Genomic DNA, 16,828 nt, shown 5'->3' on the forward strand with positions numbered 1-16,828 from the left:
AGACACTCTACGGAGGATGATCAGAATGGACGCACTACAAACCGCTCAATATGCACGCGCCCTCTATTCCGCGCACGGCGACCGGGCCGAGGCGGAAGCCGCTCAGAAGATGCGCGAATGTGAGGCCGCCGGAAACACGCAAGAGGCCAAAGACTGGCAGGCCGTCCGCCGCACAATCCGCCAGATCCGGGGCCCGAATCAAGGCTGACGCCCTAGCTCCATGCGCTTGAAGCGCCATCAAAAACAACTCGCTCCTCCCATCCGGTCAGCGGGACAATTTCGCTGGCCAGACGTTCGAAAAACGGTGCCCCGGCCCTGGCTGACGGTTGGGGTCCGAACAGTGAAATACCTGTCGTTTTAACGGCAAAAACGTTTTCCCGGAGTTATACCCAGTTTTGACCAAAGTTTTCCCCAGGCTTCTCCCCGGAATCCGATTTGCGTAACCGCCGCCTCTGGCGCAGCCTTGTGGGAACACTTGTCAGAATGCGAATCGAACTTGATGAAATCCGCAAAAAACATACTGCAACCGGAACATCGTGCCCTGAAAACGGCGCTGTTGGTTCTGGATGAATGCAATACGCTCAGCTTTGCCTCGGCTGTGGATCCGATGCGCGCCGCCAACCGTCTGGCCGATCGTCTGGCCTTTGATTGGGACTACGTGACCCCAACGGACGAGCCGGTCATGCTGACCAGTGCGCTCACCGTTCCCGGCATACCGCTGGCCCGTCTGCAAAGCTGCGACCTGATGATTGTCGTTGCCGGATTTCAAATGGCCCGCCAAGCAACCCCCAGCCTGATCGCGGGATTGCGGCGCATCGCGGCCACGGGTGCCACCATGGCCGGCATAGACGGAGGGCCCTGGCTGCTGGCCGAGGCTGGCCTGCTCGATGGTCACAACGCGACCACCCGTTGGGACGATCTTGACAGTTTCGCGAGCCGTTTTCCAAAGGTCGATGTTCAGGCAGACCGCTTCGCAATCTCGGAAAACCGCCTGACCTCGGGTGGAGCGATCCCCGCGGTCGATATGATGTTGCACATCATCGCCGCACGTCATGGCGCAAGCTTTGCCGCACGTGTCTCAAACCAGTTCCTTTCCGAAGGCGCTCCAACCCAGACCAAAACAGACATGCCCAAGGCGAACCACCACTCCGCGCTGACCTCCAAAGCCAACAGCCTGATGGAGGCCGCGCTAGACGATCCGCTGCCACTAGCCCATATCGCCGACCGGCTAGGCACCAGCCCCCGCACCCTGCAGCAGCAGTTCCGCCTGCGCCTGAACACCACGCCGCAGGACCACTACCTGCAGCTGCGCATGGCCGAGGCCCGCCGACTGGTGACCGATACCGACATGTCGCTGATGGACGTGGCCCAAGCCACCGGGTTCACCTCGCAATCCAGCTTCGCCCGCGCCTTCCGCACGGCCCACGGGTTATCAGCCCGTGACCTCAGACAAGACAGCGCGCACCCCACCCATCACTGACCGGATCCACTCCATCTGGCCAAAAATACCTCGGGGAGGCGCGCGGCACGCGCGGGCGGGGGCAGAGCCCCCTAGATCGCTTCGGGAAAAACCCGAAACGTCTTAATACGGCATCGGATGCGCTTTGTGCGCCGCCTCGATCTCGGACAGAACTTCATCCGACAAGCGCAGATCAACGCCAGACAGGATATGCTCCAACTGCGCCACTGTCGTTGCGCCAAATATGGCTGACATCATGAACGGCCGGGTCCGGCACCAAGCCAGCGCCATGAGCGTCGGGTCCAGCCCATGCCGCGCAGCGATCTGCAAATAGACGTCAACGGCATCAAAAACCCGCTCGGACTTGCGCCCCCCCAGCTCGGGCGTCAGCGACATGCGCGAGGCTTCGGGAATGGCGCCGCCCTGATATTTGCCGGTCAGCAAACCCGTCCCCAAAGGCGAGAACGCCATCAGGCCTACATCTTCATGAACGCTCAACTCGGCCATGTCCGTATCAAACAGCCGGCACAGCAGCGAGTATTCGTTTTGAACCGACGCCACCCTCGGTGCACCCATCTGCTCGGACAAACGCAGCCATTGTGCTGTCCCCCAGGCACTTTCATTGGATAATCCAAAGGCCCGGATATTGCCCTTGTCGACCTGAACCTGAAGCGCCTCCAGACACTCCTGCATATTCTCCAGCACTTCATCGGTGTTATGCCCTTTTGGGGAGAACTTCCAGTTCTGCCGGAACATATAGCTGCCGCGATTGGGCCAGTGAAACTGGTAGAGGTCGATATAGTCGGTCTTCAATCGCTTGAGTGAGCCCTCGATGGCCTCGGGGATCGTCTGAGCGGTGATCGGCGCGCCATCGCGGACAAAGCGAAGCCCCTCACCGGAATGCTTGGTGGCCATAACATAGTCCCCCCGGCGCGCAGCATTGACCGCATTCCAGTTGCCAAGGATTTCCTCAGTCCGACCAATCGTCTCTTTGGCGACCGGATTGACCGGGTACATCTCGGCGGCATCGACAAAATTGATCCCGGCTGCCAGCGCCACGTCCATCTGCGTATGCGCGTCCGCTTCTGAGGTTTGCGATCCGAATGTCATCGTCCCAAGACACAGATCAGACACGATGATCCCGGTGCGGCCCAAAGGCTTCATTTCCATTTGTCGCTCTCCTGATTTCCGCAACAGCCGCGCGCTAGGCTTCGGCTTTCTTTTCCCAACGGCCCGATTCCTCGGACCAATATTGCGCTGAACACCCCGCGCCGGTCAGTGCTTTCCACTGGCCGCGCGCATGTTGAACGGCTTCCATGTCATTGCCATCGAACAGAATGCAAACCCGGTCCAGCGCGGCGACCTCGTCCGGGTCAATCGCGGCCCCGTCCACCGCCATCACGCAGCTGGCATCATTTGCGGCCTGCATGTCCGAGGTCAGCAGGATCGGTTGTATCGCATCATGCGGCCCACCGGCCCGTCCATGCGGCAGGAACCCATCCTCGGGTCCCAACCACAGTTTTTCATCCAACCAGTCCAGCCGCGCAGGATCAGTCCCCCGCACGGCAATCTTCCATCCGGCCTGACGCGCCTTATCCAGCAGGACCGGCAAAGTATGCTCCAGCGGCTGACGGGTCAGGTGATAGAAATAGACGGCCCCCATGGGTTTACTCGAAATTGTCCTGCACAAAGCGGCTCAGCGCGCGCACGCCCCAGCCCGTAGCGCCTTTGGGGGCATAAGACGTCTCAGCCGCGACCGAGGCGACACCAGCGATATCGAGGTGAATCCAAGGCGTCTCTTCCTTGACGAAGCGTTGCAGGAACTGTGCCGCGGTGATCGAGCCTGCAGGCCGTCCGCCCACGTTTTTCATATCGGCGATTCGCGATTTCAGCTGCTTGTCATAAGCCGCGCCCAAGGGCAGCCGCCATGCGCCTTCGTCCTCAGCCTTGGCCGATTTCAGGAAGGCATCGCAGAAGGTATCGTTGTTCGAAAACACTCCTGCATTCTCATGGCCAAGTCCAATGATGACCGCCCCGGTCAGGGTTGCCAAATCGATCATGCCCACAGGGCTGAACCTCTCCTGCGCGTACCACATCACGTCGCACAGGACCAAACGACCCTCAGCGTCTGTGTTGATGATCTCGACCGTGTCGCCCTTCATTGATTTCACCACGTCGCCCGGACGGGTTGCATTGCCCGAGGGCATGTTCTCGACCAACCCCACAAGACCGACCACATTGGCCTTGGCCTTGCGCTTGGCCAGCGCGCGCATGGTGCCGGCCACAACGCCTGCGCCGCCCATGTCCATGGTCATGTCTTCCATGCCACCCGCCGGTTTCAGCGAGATCCCTCCGGTGTCGAACACAACGCCCTTGCCGACCAGAGCAAGCGGCGCATCATCCTTGTCGCCCCCGTTCCACTGCATCACCACAACTTTCGACGGGCTGATTGAGCCCTGCCCCACGCTCAACAATGTGCGCATGCCCAATTCGGCCAGCTTGTCTTCCTCCAGCACCTCGACCTGGAGGCCGAGCGATTTCATCTCGTCCAGACGATCGGCGAATTCAGTGGTGGTCAGGATGTTTGCAGGCTCATTCGTCAAGTCGCGAGTCATCCGCACACCGTCGGCGACCGCATACATCGGGGCGAAGGCAGCCTCGGCCTCATCATGCTTGCTGTGGCTGATCGTGACCGAGCCCGCCGCATCGCTATCCTTGGTTTTGTGGACGTCGAAATCGTAGCTGCGCAGAGCGATGCCCATCGCCATATCTTCCACGCGCACCTGATTGCCCGCCATCACCAACAGGTCTTTTCCGCCGGCCAGTTTTGCCAATGCAGCACCCGCTTTGCGCGCCTCATCCACTTCAGGGCGGCGCGGCAGAACCACGATATCCAACACTTGCGCGGCCATACCAACCGGCCACGCCAGAGAGATCACATCCGCGGTTTTCACCTTTTCGAACCGATCGCTTTCCACCAACCGAGCAACCGCTCCACGGGTCAGTTTGTTGGCACGCCGCACGGCGGGGCTCATCTTGCCATCGGCGGGAATGATGATTGCCACGCGCCCTTCCGCCTGCGCAATGGCATCCACGTCAAATGCCTCAAAACGGATTGGTACCAGACTGCTCATAGCAAACTCCTCAAAATCTGTTCCCCAAGACCTAGCCCGCACTGCGCGGCTTGACCAGATAGCAGTTTTCCCCGCCCGCCATTTGCATTAAGGTCCTGCAAAAATAAACGGCAGGCTCGGGGGAGATCTAAGTGGCACCAAACGGCAGGCATTCGCTGTCGCGCATGATGACATGCAATGGCGATCCGGGCGTGAACCCCTGCGTTTCAAGCCCTGAGAGGATCTTTCCGTGATCCTCGACCGCTACTTCGCGCGCCGCTTTCTTCAAAGCTTTGTGGTCATCGGCGGCATCTTTCTGACCCTGATGATTCTGATCGACTTGATCGAACAGTTGCGCCGCTTTGACGACTACGACCTGTCCGTCGGCCAACTGCTGGGTCTGACACTGCTGAACACCCCTGCCGCGATCAGCGAGATGCTGCCCCTGTTGATTATCCTGTCCACCATCGCGCTGTTTGTTGGGCTGGCGCGCACTTCAGAACTTGTGGTGACCCGCGCCACCGGACGTTCGGGCCTGCGGGCGCTGGTTGCGCCTGTGACCTTGGCCCTGATGATCGGCATTCTGGCCGTTGCTTTGCTGAACCCGATCGCCGCCGCGACCTCGGAAGAGTTCGAGCGTCTATCGGATGCCTATCGCGACGATGGCAGTTCTGCCCTGTCGATCAGCCGGGAGGGGCTGTGGTTGCGTCAAAGCTCGGACAATGGCCAATCCGTAATCCACGCCAGGGGTACATCGAACGGGGATACTTTGGGTCTCGATGATGTGACCATCATTACCTTCTCAGGCGGCGGCAAGCCAAACCAGCAGATCGTGGCCGAACGAGCCGAACTAACCAACGGAACCTGGGTTTTGACCAACGCCAAACTCTGGCCGCTGCGAGACGACCTCAACCCCGAAACAAACGCGGTTTCGCATGAACGTCTTGAACTGCCGACCACACTGACGCGGGAACGCATTCTGGACACGCTGGGTAAACAAGACTCGGTCTCGGTCTATGATCTGCCCAAGCTAATCCGCGATCTGGGTGAGGCCGGGTTTTCGACCAAGCAATATGAGGTCTGGCTGCATGTCCAACTTGCCCGGCCGCTGTTTCTCGTCGCCATGGTCCTGATCGGAGCCGCATTCACCATGCGCCATGTGCGCTTTGGTGGAACCGGTGTGGCGGTGTTGACGGCTGTTCTGTTGGGCTTCGCGATCTATTTCGTGCGCAACTTCGCGCAGATTCTTGGCGAAAACGGCCAGCTTCCCATCTATGTCGCCGCATGGGCACCGCCATTTGCAGCGATCCTGCTCTCGCTTGGTCTGTTGCTGCACGCGGAGGACGGCTGATGCAACGTTTTCTGCCGTTTGCAGCGACCAGCCTGCTGGCCCTGACCCTGCCCCTTGGACTAGCCGCGCAGAATCTGTCCGATGCGACCGTCACCCAAAGCCCGGCCCAAGAGGAAGAACCGGCGCTGCTTGTTGCCGACAAGATCTTTATCACGCCCGAACGCAAGCTGGTGGCTGAAGGCAATGTCGAGGCGTTTCAGGGCAACGTCAAACTCAGCGCTAATCGCATCGTCTATGATCGTGAAACCGGAGAGCTAACGCTGGATGGCCCAGTCCGCATTGATCAGGGTGGGCAAACGACTGTACTGGCGGAGTCGGCGCAGCTGGACAACGGGTTTCAGAATGGCCTGCTGGTGGGCGCGCGGATGGTGTTCGAGCAGCAGGTACAAATTGCATCCGTTCAGGCCCGCCGCGCCGGAGGGCGCTACACGCAATTCAGCAAGATCGCCGCGACCTCGTGCCATGTCTGCACCGATGGCCGTCCGCCTCTGTGGCAGATCCGGGCGCGCAAGGTCACGCACGACTCGTTAGAGCGGCAGCTTTACTTTGAAGGGGCGCAGCTGCGGGTGCTGGACGTTCCCGTTTTCTACTTCCCCTATCTGCGCCTGCCCGACCCGACGCTGGAGCGAGCGACCGGTTTTCTGGTGCCGTCCATTCGCACCACCTCGCAGCTTGGAACCGGGGTGCAGGTGCCGTATTTTTTCAAAATTGGCGACCACAAGGACCTGACCCTGACGCCCTATCTTTCGTCCAAAACCACAACGCTTGGCTATCGTTATCGACAGGCTTTCGTGAACGGTCGGATCGAGATCAACGGCGCGCAGACCCGAGACGACATACAACCGGATCAAGATCGCGGCTATCTGTTCGCCGAAGGCTGGTTCGACCTGAAAAATGACTATCGCTTTACCTTCGATTTGCGCACGACTTCGGACGACTCCTATCTTGCTGACTACGGCCTGCCGGATTTCGACCGCCTCCGCAGCGAAGTTGCACTGGAACGGATCAAGCGCGACACGGCGTTCCGGACCAGCTTCATTCACTACAAGACCCTGCGTGACAGCGAAGATCAGGACGAGATCCCCTCACGCATTTTCGATCTGAACTTCCAAAAGCGCTATTTCCCAACCTCCGTCGGTGGAGAGGTTCGGGTAAACGTCATCGCCCACGCGCATGAGCGCACCAGCGATGAAGACGTGGTCGGACGCGACGTGGCGCGCACAACCTTTGACGCCGAATGGCTGCGCAGCTGGACCTTTGCCACCGGATTGCGGGCTGATGCGTTGCTCGGCGCCTCGATTGATGCGTTCAACATCCGCCACGACAGCAATTTCCCCACGCAAGCCACCCGGACAACCCCTCGCGCCGCTCTGACCTTGCGCTATCCGATGACACGCCGCGAAAAATCCGGGGCGACGCAGTTTCTGGAACCCATCGTTCAGTTCGGCTGGACCAATGTTTCCGACAATGACGTGCCGATCGACGAAAGCACGTTTCAGGAATTCGACGAGGGCAACCTACTGTCTCTGTCGCGCTTTCCGGCAGAGGATCGCCGCGAGGACGGCGCAACCGCCGCTGTCGGCGTCAACTGGGCGCGCTATGGTCGCGGAGGCTGGCAGGCGCTTGCCACGGTGGGCCAAGTCTTTCGTGCGGATGCCGATCCGGATTTCACTCTGACTTCGGGATTGCAGGGCACATCGTCCGATATCCTGCTGGCCGGTCAGCTCAAAACCGCCAATGGCTGGTCTTTGGCAGGTCGCGGAATTATCAACGGTGACCTGAGCTTTGCCAAGGCCGAGCTGCGTGGAGAATGGGCGCAAGAAGGTTCAGCCTTCACCGGCAGCTATATCTGGCTGGAACCCGACCCGGCTGAAAACATCGAAGAGGAGGTCTCTGAGATCTGGCTGCGCGGGCGCTATCAGGTCGACCAGAACTGGCTGACCCGGGCCGAGGCCCGCTATGATCTCAACGAATCCGAACCCATTCGCCTGGGCCTCGGCGTGACCTACCAGAACGAATGCGTTCGGGTTAACATGTCCGTAAGGCGGCGCTTTACTTCAACATCAACTATTGAGCCTTCGACCGAATTCGGCTTTACCGTATCGTTGACAGGATACGCCCTCGAAGGCGCTGGTAACACTTACAAGAGAACATGCAGTTGATATCAACTTTCTCACGGTTTCTTCGTTCCGCTTCGATCCGGCTGGTGCTTCCGGCTCTGGCCGCTACGATTCTGAGTTTCACCGCGCCCCAGACGTTTGCGCAAAGCCTGTTTTCGCCAGCGATCCGGGTCAATCAGGACGTGGTAACTTGGTATGAGTTGGAGCAGCGCCAGCAATTCATAAACGCACTCGGTATCTCTGGCGGGTCCGAGGCCGAGGTCCGGCAGGCCCTGATCGACGACCGTCTGCGCAAGCAAGCCGTGCGAGAAGCCGGGATCGAGGTCCCGCCTGAGGCGATTCAGGCCGGCGTCGATGAATTCGCGGCCCGAGGGCGCCTCAGCACCGAGCAGTTCCTGCAATTGCTGGCCAATGAGGGCGTAGACCCCGAAACGGTCCGCGACTTCGTCGCCGATCAGCTAACATGGCGCAACTATATCAGCGCGCGTTTTCTGTCTCAGGCCAACCCCTCCGAGGAAGAGATCAACCGCGCTCTGGGTCAGGGCGGCGGTGGTGGGCTTCAGGTTCTGCTGTCTGAAATCATCATTCCTGTAAACCAACAGACCCTCGCCCAGACCGAGCTTCTCGCTGAAGAAATCGCCAATCTCGAAGGGTTTGACGCGTTTTCGGCGGCGGCGGCGCAATACTCGGCTGCAGAAACCCGCAGCAATGGCGGCCGCCTCGACTGGCTGAACCTGTCCGGCCTACCCCCAGCACTGCAGCCCGTGGTTCTGGGCTTGAAGAATGGTGAGATCACTAGCCCGATCGCCCTACCCAACGCCATCGCTCTGTTCCAGATGCGCGGCCTGCGTGAAGTTTCAACCGGTACGCCCTCTTATTCCAAGATCGACTACGCCATTTACTACATGGCCGGCGGCCGTAGCGCCGAAACACTGGCCGCCGCCGCGAAACTGCGCGAAGAGATCGACACCTGTGATGACCTTTACGGTATCGCGCAGGAGCAACCGGCCGAGGTGCTGGAGCGTGTCGACGCTGCCCCTTCCGAGATCCCGCGCGACATCGCGGTCGAGCTGGCGAAGCTGGACCCGAACGACGTCTCGACCACGCTGACACGCAACAACGGCCAAACACTGATGTTCCTGATGCTGTGCAACCGCACCCGCAATCTCGGCGAAAATACCTCGCGCGCGGATGTTGCGAATGCGCTGACGCAACAGCGCCTGCAAGCCTTTGCTGACAGCCTGTTGGAACAATTGCGCGCCGACGCCAGCATAATCGAACAATGAGCGCGCCCATCGCGCTCAGCTGCGGCGATCCGGCGGGCATAGGCCCCGAGATCGCCGCAAAAGCGTGGGCGGAATTGCGCGACGCCTGTCCCTTTTTCTACATCGGCGATGTCGCGCACCTGCCATCAGACACACAGGCCCAGCTGATCAACGACCCGGCCGAGGCCATCTCGGTTTCCCAAACCGCGCTACCGGTTTTGCAACTGAACTTCCCAGCTCCCAACACGCCCGGCCAACCCACGCCAGCCAATGCACCGTCGGTCATTGATGCCATCGAACAGGGCGTTTCCCTTGTGCAATCCGGCGCGGCTTCTGCACTGTGTACGGCCCCGATCCATAAAAAGGCGCTCATCGACGGTGCGGGTTTCTCTTACCCCGGCCACACCGAATTTCTGGCGGCTCTAGCGGGCCGTGAACGGGTGGTTATGATGCTGGCCAGCGATCAACTGCGCGTCGTACCCGCGACCATTCACATCCCCCTCTCCCGTGTCCCGCAAGAACTGACCCCGGCCCTGCTGCACGACACGATCGAGATCACCGCCACCGGCCTACGCTCCCAATTCGGTATTGAGGCCCCGCGCATCGCCGTGGCCGGTCTGAACCCACATGCGGGCGAAGGAGGCAAAATGGGAACCGAGGAGCTGGACTGGATCGCCCCGATGCTGGCGAACCTGCAGCCCGAGGGCTACAGCGTCACTGGCCCACGTCCCGCCGACACCATGTTCCACGCAGCCGCACGCAGCCGCTATGACGCGGCCATCGCGATGTATCACGATCAAGCCCTGATCCCGATCAAAACGCTGGATTTCGACCGGGGCGTGAATGTCACCCTGGGCTTGCCTTTCATCCGCACCTCGCCCGATCACGGCACTGCTCTGGACATCGCAGGGCAAGGCGTCGCCAACCCAACCAGCCTAATCGAAGCGCTGAAACTCGCGCAGAAGATGGCACAAAGCACTTGATCCTTCACCTGGCTGGAAATATCCCCGCCGGAGGCAAAAAATCTCTGGCGCTGACCACCCCAAACGCGTCACGGTAACCGGATCATGAGCGCTATCGACACCCTCCCCCCCCTGCGTGAGGTCATCGCGACCCACCAGCTGTCCGCCCGCAAATCGCTGGGCCAGAACTTTCTGCTGGACCTGAACCTGACCGCCAAGATCGCGCGCCAGGCCGGAGACCTCAGCACCTGTGACGTTCTGGAAATCGGCCCCGGCCCCGGAGGGCTGACCCGTGGGCTGCTCTCTGAGGGCGCGCGCAAGGTCGTAGCGGTGGAAAAAGACACCCGCTGTATCGCTGCCCTAAATGACATAGCCACCGCCTATCCGGGCCAGTTGGAGGTGATCAACGGCGACGCGCTGGAAATCAATCCGCTGGAACACCTGACCCCGCCCATCCGCGTCGCGGCCAACTTACCCTACAACGTCGGCACCGAGCTGCTGGTGCGCTGGCTGACCCCGCCGGAATGGCCACCCTTCTGGCAGAGCCTGACCTTGATGTTCCAGCGCGAAGTGGCAGAACGCATCGTCGCCCAACCCGGAAGCAAAGCCTATGGTCGCCTTGCGATTCTGGCCCAATGGCGCGCCGAGGCGCGCATCGCCATGTCCCTGCCTCCCGGTGCGTTCACCCCACCACCGAAAGTCTCCAGCGCGGTGGTTCACTTGACCGCCCTGCCCGAGCCGCGTTATCCAGCCGATGCCAGCACCCTTTCACGCGTCGTGGCCGCGGCATTCAATCAACGCCGCAAAATGCTGCGTGCCTCATTGAAAGGTGTGGCGCCTGATATCGAAGATCGCCTGATCGCAGCCGGCATCAAGCCCACCGATCGGGCCGAGCAGGTCCCGCTTGAGGCTTTCTGCGCCCTCGCACGCGAAGTCAAAAAAACATAGGCGTAACAAAAAAAGCCCCGGATAAAACCGGGGCTTTCTTCGTATCCGTGCAGGGCTTACTCGGCCGCTTCGGGCGCGTCGCCATCGGTTTTTGGTGCCTCCTCAGCCGCAGGTGCAGCTTTGGGCTTGCGCGGCGCACGCGGTTTGCGCGCGGGCTTTTCCTTCTTCTCAGGGGCCTGAGTACCTTTGTCTTTGCTCTCAGGGGTTTCGACCAACCCGCTTTCCGGCGCAGGCTCGGGCGCGCTGAAATCCATCACATCAGGCTGCGGCGCCTCGGCCGGGTCGGCCTGACGGGCGGCTTCACGCTCCTGACGCTCGGCGCGTTCACGATCGCGTTCGGCCTGACGTTCGCGGTTCTGGCGCTCTTGCTCTTCGCGGCGCGCTTCAATCTCGCGCTGTGCCTCGCTCAGCATCCGCAGATAGTGTTCGGCGTGTTGCTGAAAGTTCTCAGCCGCGACACGGTCATTGGACAGCTGTGCATCGCGCGCAAGCTGGTTATATTTGTCAATGATCTGCTGCGGTGTGCCACGCACCTTACCCTCGGGGCCCGAGCTGTCGAACACCCGGTTGACGACGTTGCCGCCAGAAGGACGATTGCGGTTATTTTTGGCCCGCGAGCGGGATTTGGAAGATCTCATCTTACTTTACGTCAGCCTTATCAATTCGCTGCCGATCAACCCGTACCTTACGCTGCTCAGAGGCCTGTCCCGTAACGTGTCATCGGCTTTTTTGGGCTTGGCGTCAGGGGTGCGCTGAACCAGCGTCAACCTCTCCGACCAGTTCTGAGTAAACATGTCCTGCCGCCTCAGACAAGAGGTTTCTGGGATATTTCGCAGCTTTTTTACAAAGAGCGGCGCTTTTCGGCCTCTAACGCTGCGTTCAACCCGGGATTCTGCCCAAAACAACACGGTCGCGCCCATCCAGATCAGGGATGACTCGGATATCCGACAAGCCAGCGGCGTCGAACAAGGCCGACACGTCCTTGGCCTGTGTCGGCCCAATTTCAACCAGCAAGCGCCCGCCCGCCATCAGGAAATCAGGTGCACCCGCCGCGATCGTTCGATAGGCGTCCAGACCGTCCCCTTCATCGGTCAAAGCCATGCGCGGTTCATGCTCGCGCACTTCGGGCGACAGGTCCTGCATCTCGGAAAGCGCGATATAGGGCGGGTTCGAGACGATGAGGTCGAACTGTCCTTCAATCCGCTCGAACCAATCCGAGCGCAAAATCTCGGCCCGGTCCTGTACGTTATGCTGAACCGCGTTGGCGCTGGCCTGCAAACAGGCCGCTTCGCTCAGATCTGCACCCAGGCCCGTGGCACTGGCGCGTTCGGCCAGTAGCGTCACCAGGATGCAGCCCGAGCCGACCCCGAGGTCCAGAACATGGTCAAATGGCTCGCTCAACGCGGCTTCGATCAGCGTTTCGGTCTCCGGTCGCGGGTCCAGCACATCTCGGCTGACGCGGAAACTGCGACCGTAGAATTCGCGTTCTCCTAGCAGATGCGACACAGGCACCCGGATCGCGCGCAGCGACACCAATTGCTCATAACGTTCGGCGATGTCGGGCGACAGCTCCTCGGGCGCGATCAGAGTGACGCGGCTGGCCTCAATTCGGGCCGCATGGGCAAGCAGGACCCGCGCGTCGCGGGCCGGGTCATTGACACCGGCAGCACGCAGGCGGGCTGTTGCGGCAGCCATCGCCTTGGCGGCGGTCAGGGCCGCAATCATTGCGCCATCTCGGCTAACAGCCGGGCCTGATCATCCGCAGTCAGGGCATCGATCACCTCATCCAGATCGCCCTGCATGACCTGATCCAGCTTGTAAAGCGTCAGGTTGATACGGTGATCCGTCATCCGGCCTTGTGGGAAGTTATAGGTCCGGATTCGCTCGGAGCGATCGCCCGAGCCCACCTGACTGGCCCGATCTGCCGAGCGTTCGCTGTCGATCCGCTGCCGTTCCAGATCATAGAGACGTGTTTTCAGCACCTGCATCGCGATCTCGCGGTTTCGGTGTTGCGATTTCTCAGAGCTGGTCACCACAAGACCGGTCGGCAAGTGGGTAATCCGCACGGCCGAGTCGGTGGTGTTCACGTGCTGCCCCCCGGCCCCGGACGACCGCATCGTATCAATGCGAATGTCATTGGCGTCGATCTGGATGTCTACATCCTCGGCCTCGGGCAGAACCGCGACCGTTGCAGCCGAGGTGTGAATTCGCCCGCCGCTTTCGGTTTCGGGCACGCGCTGCACACGATGCACGCCGGATTCGTATTTCATCCGCGCAAAGACATTGTCGCCTTTGATATGGGCAACGACCTCTTTGATGCCGCCAAGGTCCGAGGCCTGTTCTTCGATGATCTCGAACCGCCATCCCCGCGCCTCGGCATAGCGTTGGTACATGCGCAGCAGGTCTCCGGCGAACAACGCCGCCTCATCCCCGCCGGTGCCGGGACGAATTTCCAGCATGGCCGGTCGCGCATCTGCTGCGTCCTTGGGCAGCAGCGCCAGTTGCAGCGCATGTTCGGCCTCGGGGATACGGGACTGAAGCTGGGGGATTTCCTCTTCGGCCAGTTCTTTCATATCCGGGTCGGCCAGCATCGCTTCGGCCTCGGCCAGATCCGAGACCAGCTGACGCCAGGACAGGATTTGATCGACCACCGGTTTGAGGTCGGAATACTCTTTGGCTAGGGTCGCTATATCCCCACCCGAGGCGCCATCGGCCATGGCGGCTTCGAGGTATTGGAATCGCTGGGTTATCTGCTCAAGGCGTTCTTCGGGGATCATCCGGCGGGTGTCTCTCAATCTGGGGCTTTGGTCAAGGGCCAGCCTTGTGCTAAGCTTTCGATCATGAAGGGGTTGGTTTTCATTTTTTCGCTGCTCGCACTACCCGCCATGGCCGATTATGTCGGGCCAGATGGCAAGGTTCGCGATTGCTATTGCACCGACAAATCAGGTTCGCGGATCGAGTTGGGGCAAATGATCTGCCTGCAGGTTGATGGCCGAATTTTCACCGCGCAATGCCAGATGTCGTTGAATGTGCCGATGTGGCGCGAGGTGCAGGAAGGATGCCTGTCCTCGGATTTGGATTGGCCCGATCTGGATCAGACCCTCAAGACATCCGCGTCCTAAACGCCTACATCTGCGCCAGCCACCCATTAACGCGGGCCTTGTTCACTCCGAAATCTTTGCGACCAAAGCGCAAGCGGCCATGAATGCGCAACACGTCTCCGTCCTGCTGGGCTGTGGTGTAGTCAGGGAAGCCGATGATCTTGGTGCGGGTGATATAGGTGATCCGCCCCTCACCCACCGACCCGGCCAGAACAGTTGTGCGGGGCGCGTTGCGGGCAATGGCATCCAGCCTCGCCAACCCCTCTGGCCCTGTTTCGACCACGCGTAGTACGCCACCTTGCAGATCCTGGTTGGTCTCGGCCTGAGGGGCAACGTGCCAGTCCGCCGGATCGGAGGGCGCAAGCCGGATATAGGCCCCCAGCGCAATCACCAGACCAACAACACCCAAAATCAGCATGCGTTTCATTCCGTTCCTGTCCTTTTCCTGAACCCTATGCGGAACAGATGCCGTTTCAAGGCGAACCCGGCCAACTACCGTGACGTCACACCGGGCAGGATGCAAAGAAGCTCGAACAGAAGATTGGCGGCCGTAAGGGCCGTGTTCCCCGACGGGTCGTAGGGCGGAGACACCTCCACCAGATCGCAGCCCACCACGTTCACCCCTTGCAGCGCGTGGATCAGCTGCAGGGCTTGCGGGGTTGTCAGCCCTCCGATCTCGGGCGTGCCGGTGCCGGGGGCGTAGGCCGGGTCCAGACTGTCGATGTCATAGGTGATATAGACAGGGTGATCGCCGACCGTCTTGCGGATTTGCGAGCCGATCTGCGTGAGGTTCTGCTGCCACAACTCCCACGCGGGAAATTGCTGGAAGCCCCAGCCCTGCGCCTCGGTAAAATCGGTTGAGGCATAGCCCGAACCGCGAATGCCGATCTGAAAGGTCTTGTCGGGGACGATCAGCTTTTCCTCGTGGGCGCGGCGGAAGACGGTGCCGTGGGTCTCACGCTCGCCAAACATCTCGTCGTTTACATCTGCATGGGCATCCACATGCACAAGGGCGACCGGCCCGTGTTTGGCGGCAATCGCGCGCAGGATCGGCAGGGTGATGGAGTGATCTCCGCCCATCGCCACCGGGATCACATTCTGCGCAAGGATACCGTCATAGCTGTCTTTGATGATCTTGAGGCTTTCCGACAGCGAGAACGTATTGATCGCCAGATCGCCGATATCCGCAATCTGCAACGTATCAAACGGGGCTGCTGATGTAGCCATATTGTAGGGCCGGATCATCGCGCTTTCGCTGCGGATTTGCTTGGGGCCGAACCGTGTGCCCGACCGCCACGAGGTGCCGATATCCATCGGTATCCCCAACAACGCCACATCCAGCCCGGCCAGCGAGGTCGCCTGCGGCAGCCGCATGAACGTGTTCGGCCCGGAGAACCGCGCCAGATCATTGCCACTGATCGGTTGATTTTTTTCAGTCATGTGCAGTTGGTTCCCATCCCATCAGATCACGTTTCTCAGCACATACCGGAAACTTGGCTAACCATTGGTTAACACACATCGATCCCCGTTTACTTTTTCTCGGCCATTAGCCGGTTCCAACCCAGCAGACAGATGATCTGCGTGGCCACATGCGCCCCGGCGATGGCTGTTGCCCCGGATGTGTCATAGGGCGGAGAAACCTCGACCACATCTCCGCCCTTGATGTTGATCCCGGCGATGTCGCGCAGAATGATCTGCGCCTGAATCGAGGACAAACCGCCCCAAACCGGCGTCCCGGTCCCCGGCGCAAAGGCTGGGTCCAAGCCGTCGATATCGAAGCTTAGATAGACGGGGCGGTCGCCGAGTATGGATTTGATCTTCTGCGCCACGGCAGCGGGGCCGGCTTCGTAGACCTCGCGCGCGTCGATGATGTTGACGCCCAACGTATCCTCGTTGCTGGTGCGGATACCAACCTGAACCGAGCGTTTCGGGTCCACGATCCCCGACTTCACCGCCTTGTAAAACATGGTCCCGTGATCGACGCGGGACATATCATCATCGGCCCAGGTGTCCGTATGCGCATCGAATTGCAGCAGCGACATGGGCCCGAATTTCTCGGCATAGGCTTTCAGGATCGGAAAACTGATATAGTGATCGCCGCCTAAGGTGACCGAGGCCACGTCAGCCGCCAGAATCGTGCGGATATGATCGGTCAGCGTATCCGGAAAGGCCGGGATATTGGCGTAGTCATAGGCCATATCGCCATAGTCAACGATCGCCAGCTCGCTCAGCGCGTCAAAGGGCCAACCATAGGGTGCATCGGGGGATTGCAGGGCGCTCGCCTCGCGGATCGCACGGGGGCCGAGCCTTGTGCCGGGGCGGTTCGTCACCGCCTGATCGAAAGGCACGCCGGTGACGGCGATATCCACGCCCTTCAGGTCCTTAGTGTAAAGCCGCCGTAGGAACGAGGTCGCGCCGCCGAACGTGTTCTCATAGGACAGACCCTTGAGGTCGGGGTTGGTAAAGGCCTCATCGACCTGATGCTTTGCGTCTTCCAGTGCCATGTCTT

At 60.4% G+C, this 16,828-nt stretch carries 17 protein-coding genes; 8 read left to right on the forward strand and 9 right to left on the reverse strand.

The window, feature by feature from the left end; translation table 11 throughout:
• Positions 1-25 precede the first annotated feature (25 nt).
• Together ACR0JF_RS02030 and ACR0JF_RS02035 are read left to right on the forward strand one after the other, a co-directional pair.
• Entirely contained in the window at positions 26-208 is a 183-nt protein-coding gene (locus ACR0JF_RS02030) for a hypothetical protein (protein WP_170373905.1), read from the forward strand.
• 291 nt (positions 209-499) lie between these two features.
• Positions 500-1,480, forward strand: coding sequence for a GlxA family transcriptional regulator (locus ACR0JF_RS02035; RefSeq protein WP_170659719.1), 981 nt, complete (start codon positions 500-502; stop codon positions 1,478-1,480).
• A 102-nt stretch (positions 1,481-1,582) separates the two neighbouring features.
• Here the strand turns inward: ACR0JF_RS02035 and ACR0JF_RS02040 are convergent, their stop codons facing one another.
• Genes ACR0JF_RS02040 through ACR0JF_RS02050 form a run of 3 tightly spaced genes read right to left on the reverse strand, consistent with a single transcriptional unit; the run spans position 1,583 to position 4,593 of the window.
• The gene (locus ACR0JF_RS02040; RefSeq protein ID WP_170659720.1) at positions 1,583-2,629 is read right to left on the reverse strand and encodes an aldo/keto reductase; all 1,047 of its coding nucleotides are present in this window, start codon (positions 2,627-2,629) and stop codon (positions 1,583-1,585) included.
• 34 nt (positions 2,630-2,663) lie between these two features.
• Positions 2,664-3,122, reverse strand: coding sequence for a DNA polymerase III subunit chi (locus ACR0JF_RS02045; RefSeq protein WP_170659721.1), 459 nt, complete (start codon positions 3,120-3,122; stop codon positions 2,664-2,666).
• A gap of 4 nt (positions 3,123-3,126) precedes the next feature.
• A complete protein-coding gene (locus ACR0JF_RS02050) occupies positions 3,127-4,593 on the reverse strand; it encodes a leucyl aminopeptidase (protein ID WP_170659722.1) in 1,467 nt (488 codons plus the stop codon).
• A 229-nt stretch (positions 4,594-4,822) separates the two neighbouring features.
• Here ACR0JF_RS02050 and lptG point away from each other — a divergent pair, with 229 nt between their 5' ends.
• The 5 genes from lptG to rsmA all read left to right on the forward strand — a co-directional run bounded on the left by lptG (position 4,823) and on the right by rsmA (position 11,218).
• Positions 4,823-5,923, forward strand: a complete 1,101-nt coding sequence (gene lptG / locus ACR0JF_RS02055) for an LPS export ABC transporter permease LptG (protein ID WP_170659723.1) — start codon at positions 4,823-4,825, stop codon at positions 5,921-5,923.
• On the forward strand, positions 5,923-8,085 hold the full coding sequence (locus ACR0JF_RS02060) for an LPS assembly protein LptD (protein WP_170659724.1): 2,163 nt from the start codon (positions 5,923-5,925) through the stop codon (positions 8,083-8,085). Before lptG ends, ACR0JF_RS02060 begins: the two co-directional genes overlap by 1 nt.
• The gene (locus ACR0JF_RS02065) at positions 8,076-9,329 is read left to right on the forward strand and encodes a peptidylprolyl isomerase (RefSeq protein ID WP_170659725.1); all 1,254 of its coding nucleotides are present in this window, start codon (positions 8,076-8,078) and stop codon (positions 9,327-9,329) included. The genes ACR0JF_RS02060 and ACR0JF_RS02065 overlap by 10 nt, the downstream gene beginning before the upstream one ends.
• Entirely contained in the window at positions 9,326-10,291 is a 966-nt protein-coding gene (pdxA, locus tag ACR0JF_RS02070; protein WP_170659726.1) for a 4-hydroxythreonine-4-phosphate dehydrogenase PdxA, read from the forward strand. Before ACR0JF_RS02065 ends, pdxA begins: the two co-directional genes overlap by 4 nt.
• Before the next feature lie 84 nt (positions 10,292-10,375).
• Positions 10,376-11,218: a 16S rRNA (adenine(1518)-N(6)/adenine(1519)-N(6))-dimethyltransferase RsmA gene (rsmA, locus tag ACR0JF_RS02075; RefSeq protein ID WP_170659727.1), complete on the forward strand. Its 843-nt coding sequence runs from the start codon at positions 10,376-10,378 to the stop codon at positions 11,216-11,218.
• 56 nt (positions 11,219-11,274) lie between these two features.
• Here rsmA and ACR0JF_RS02080 read toward each other — a convergent pair whose 3' ends face one another.
• The 3 genes from ACR0JF_RS02080 to prfA all read right to left on the reverse strand — a co-directional run bounded on the left by ACR0JF_RS02080 (position 11,275) and on the right by prfA (position 13,995).
• Positions 11,275-11,856: a DUF4167 domain-containing protein gene (locus tag ACR0JF_RS02080; RefSeq protein WP_170659728.1), complete on the reverse strand. Its 582-nt coding sequence runs from the start codon at positions 11,854-11,856 to the stop codon at positions 11,275-11,277.
• 241 nt (positions 11,857-12,097) lie between these two features.
• A complete protein-coding gene (prmC, locus tag ACR0JF_RS02085; protein WP_170659729.1) occupies positions 12,098-12,943 on the reverse strand; it encodes a peptide chain release factor N(5)-glutamine methyltransferase in 846 nt (281 codons plus the stop codon).
• Positions 12,940-13,995 carry a peptide chain release factor 1 gene (gene prfA, locus ACR0JF_RS02090; RefSeq protein ID WP_170373916.1) on the reverse strand — a complete coding sequence of 352 codons (1,056 nt, stop codon included), beginning with the start codon at positions 13,993-13,995 and terminating at the stop codon, positions 12,940-12,942. Before prfA ends, prmC begins: the two co-directional genes overlap by 4 nt.
• 63 nt (positions 13,996-14,058) lie before the next feature.
• On the opposite strand from prfA, the gene ACR0JF_RS02095 reads away from it, so the two are divergent.
• Positions 14,059-14,340, forward strand: a complete 282-nt coding sequence (locus ACR0JF_RS02095; protein ID WP_170458634.1) for a hypothetical protein — start codon at positions 14,059-14,061, stop codon at positions 14,338-14,340.
• A gap of 4 nt (positions 14,341-14,344) precedes the next feature.
• Here the strand turns inward: ACR0JF_RS02095 and ACR0JF_RS02100 are convergent, their stop codons facing one another.
• The 3 genes from ACR0JF_RS02100 to speB (ACR0JF_RS02110) form a co-directional block, all read right to left on the reverse strand.
• Positions 14,345-14,746 carry a DUF1499 domain-containing protein gene (locus tag ACR0JF_RS02100; protein WP_170659730.1) on the reverse strand — a complete coding sequence of 134 codons (402 nt, stop codon included), beginning with the start codon at positions 14,744-14,746 and terminating at the stop codon, positions 14,345-14,347.
• 65 nt (positions 14,747-14,811) lie between these two features.
• Positions 14,812-15,759, reverse strand: a complete 948-nt coding sequence (gene speB / locus ACR0JF_RS02105; RefSeq protein WP_170659731.1) for an agmatinase — start codon at positions 15,757-15,759, stop codon at positions 14,812-14,814.
• 89 nt (positions 15,760-15,848) lie between these two features.
• Positions 15,849-16,823 carry an agmatinase gene (gene speB / locus ACR0JF_RS02110; RefSeq protein WP_170659732.1) on the reverse strand — a complete coding sequence of 325 codons (975 nt, stop codon included), beginning with the start codon at positions 16,821-16,823 and terminating at the stop codon, positions 15,849-15,851.
• Positions 16,824-16,828: the final 5 nt, after the last annotated feature.

The sequence above is a fragment of the Ruegeria sp. BG11 genome (genome assembly GCF_056538565.1).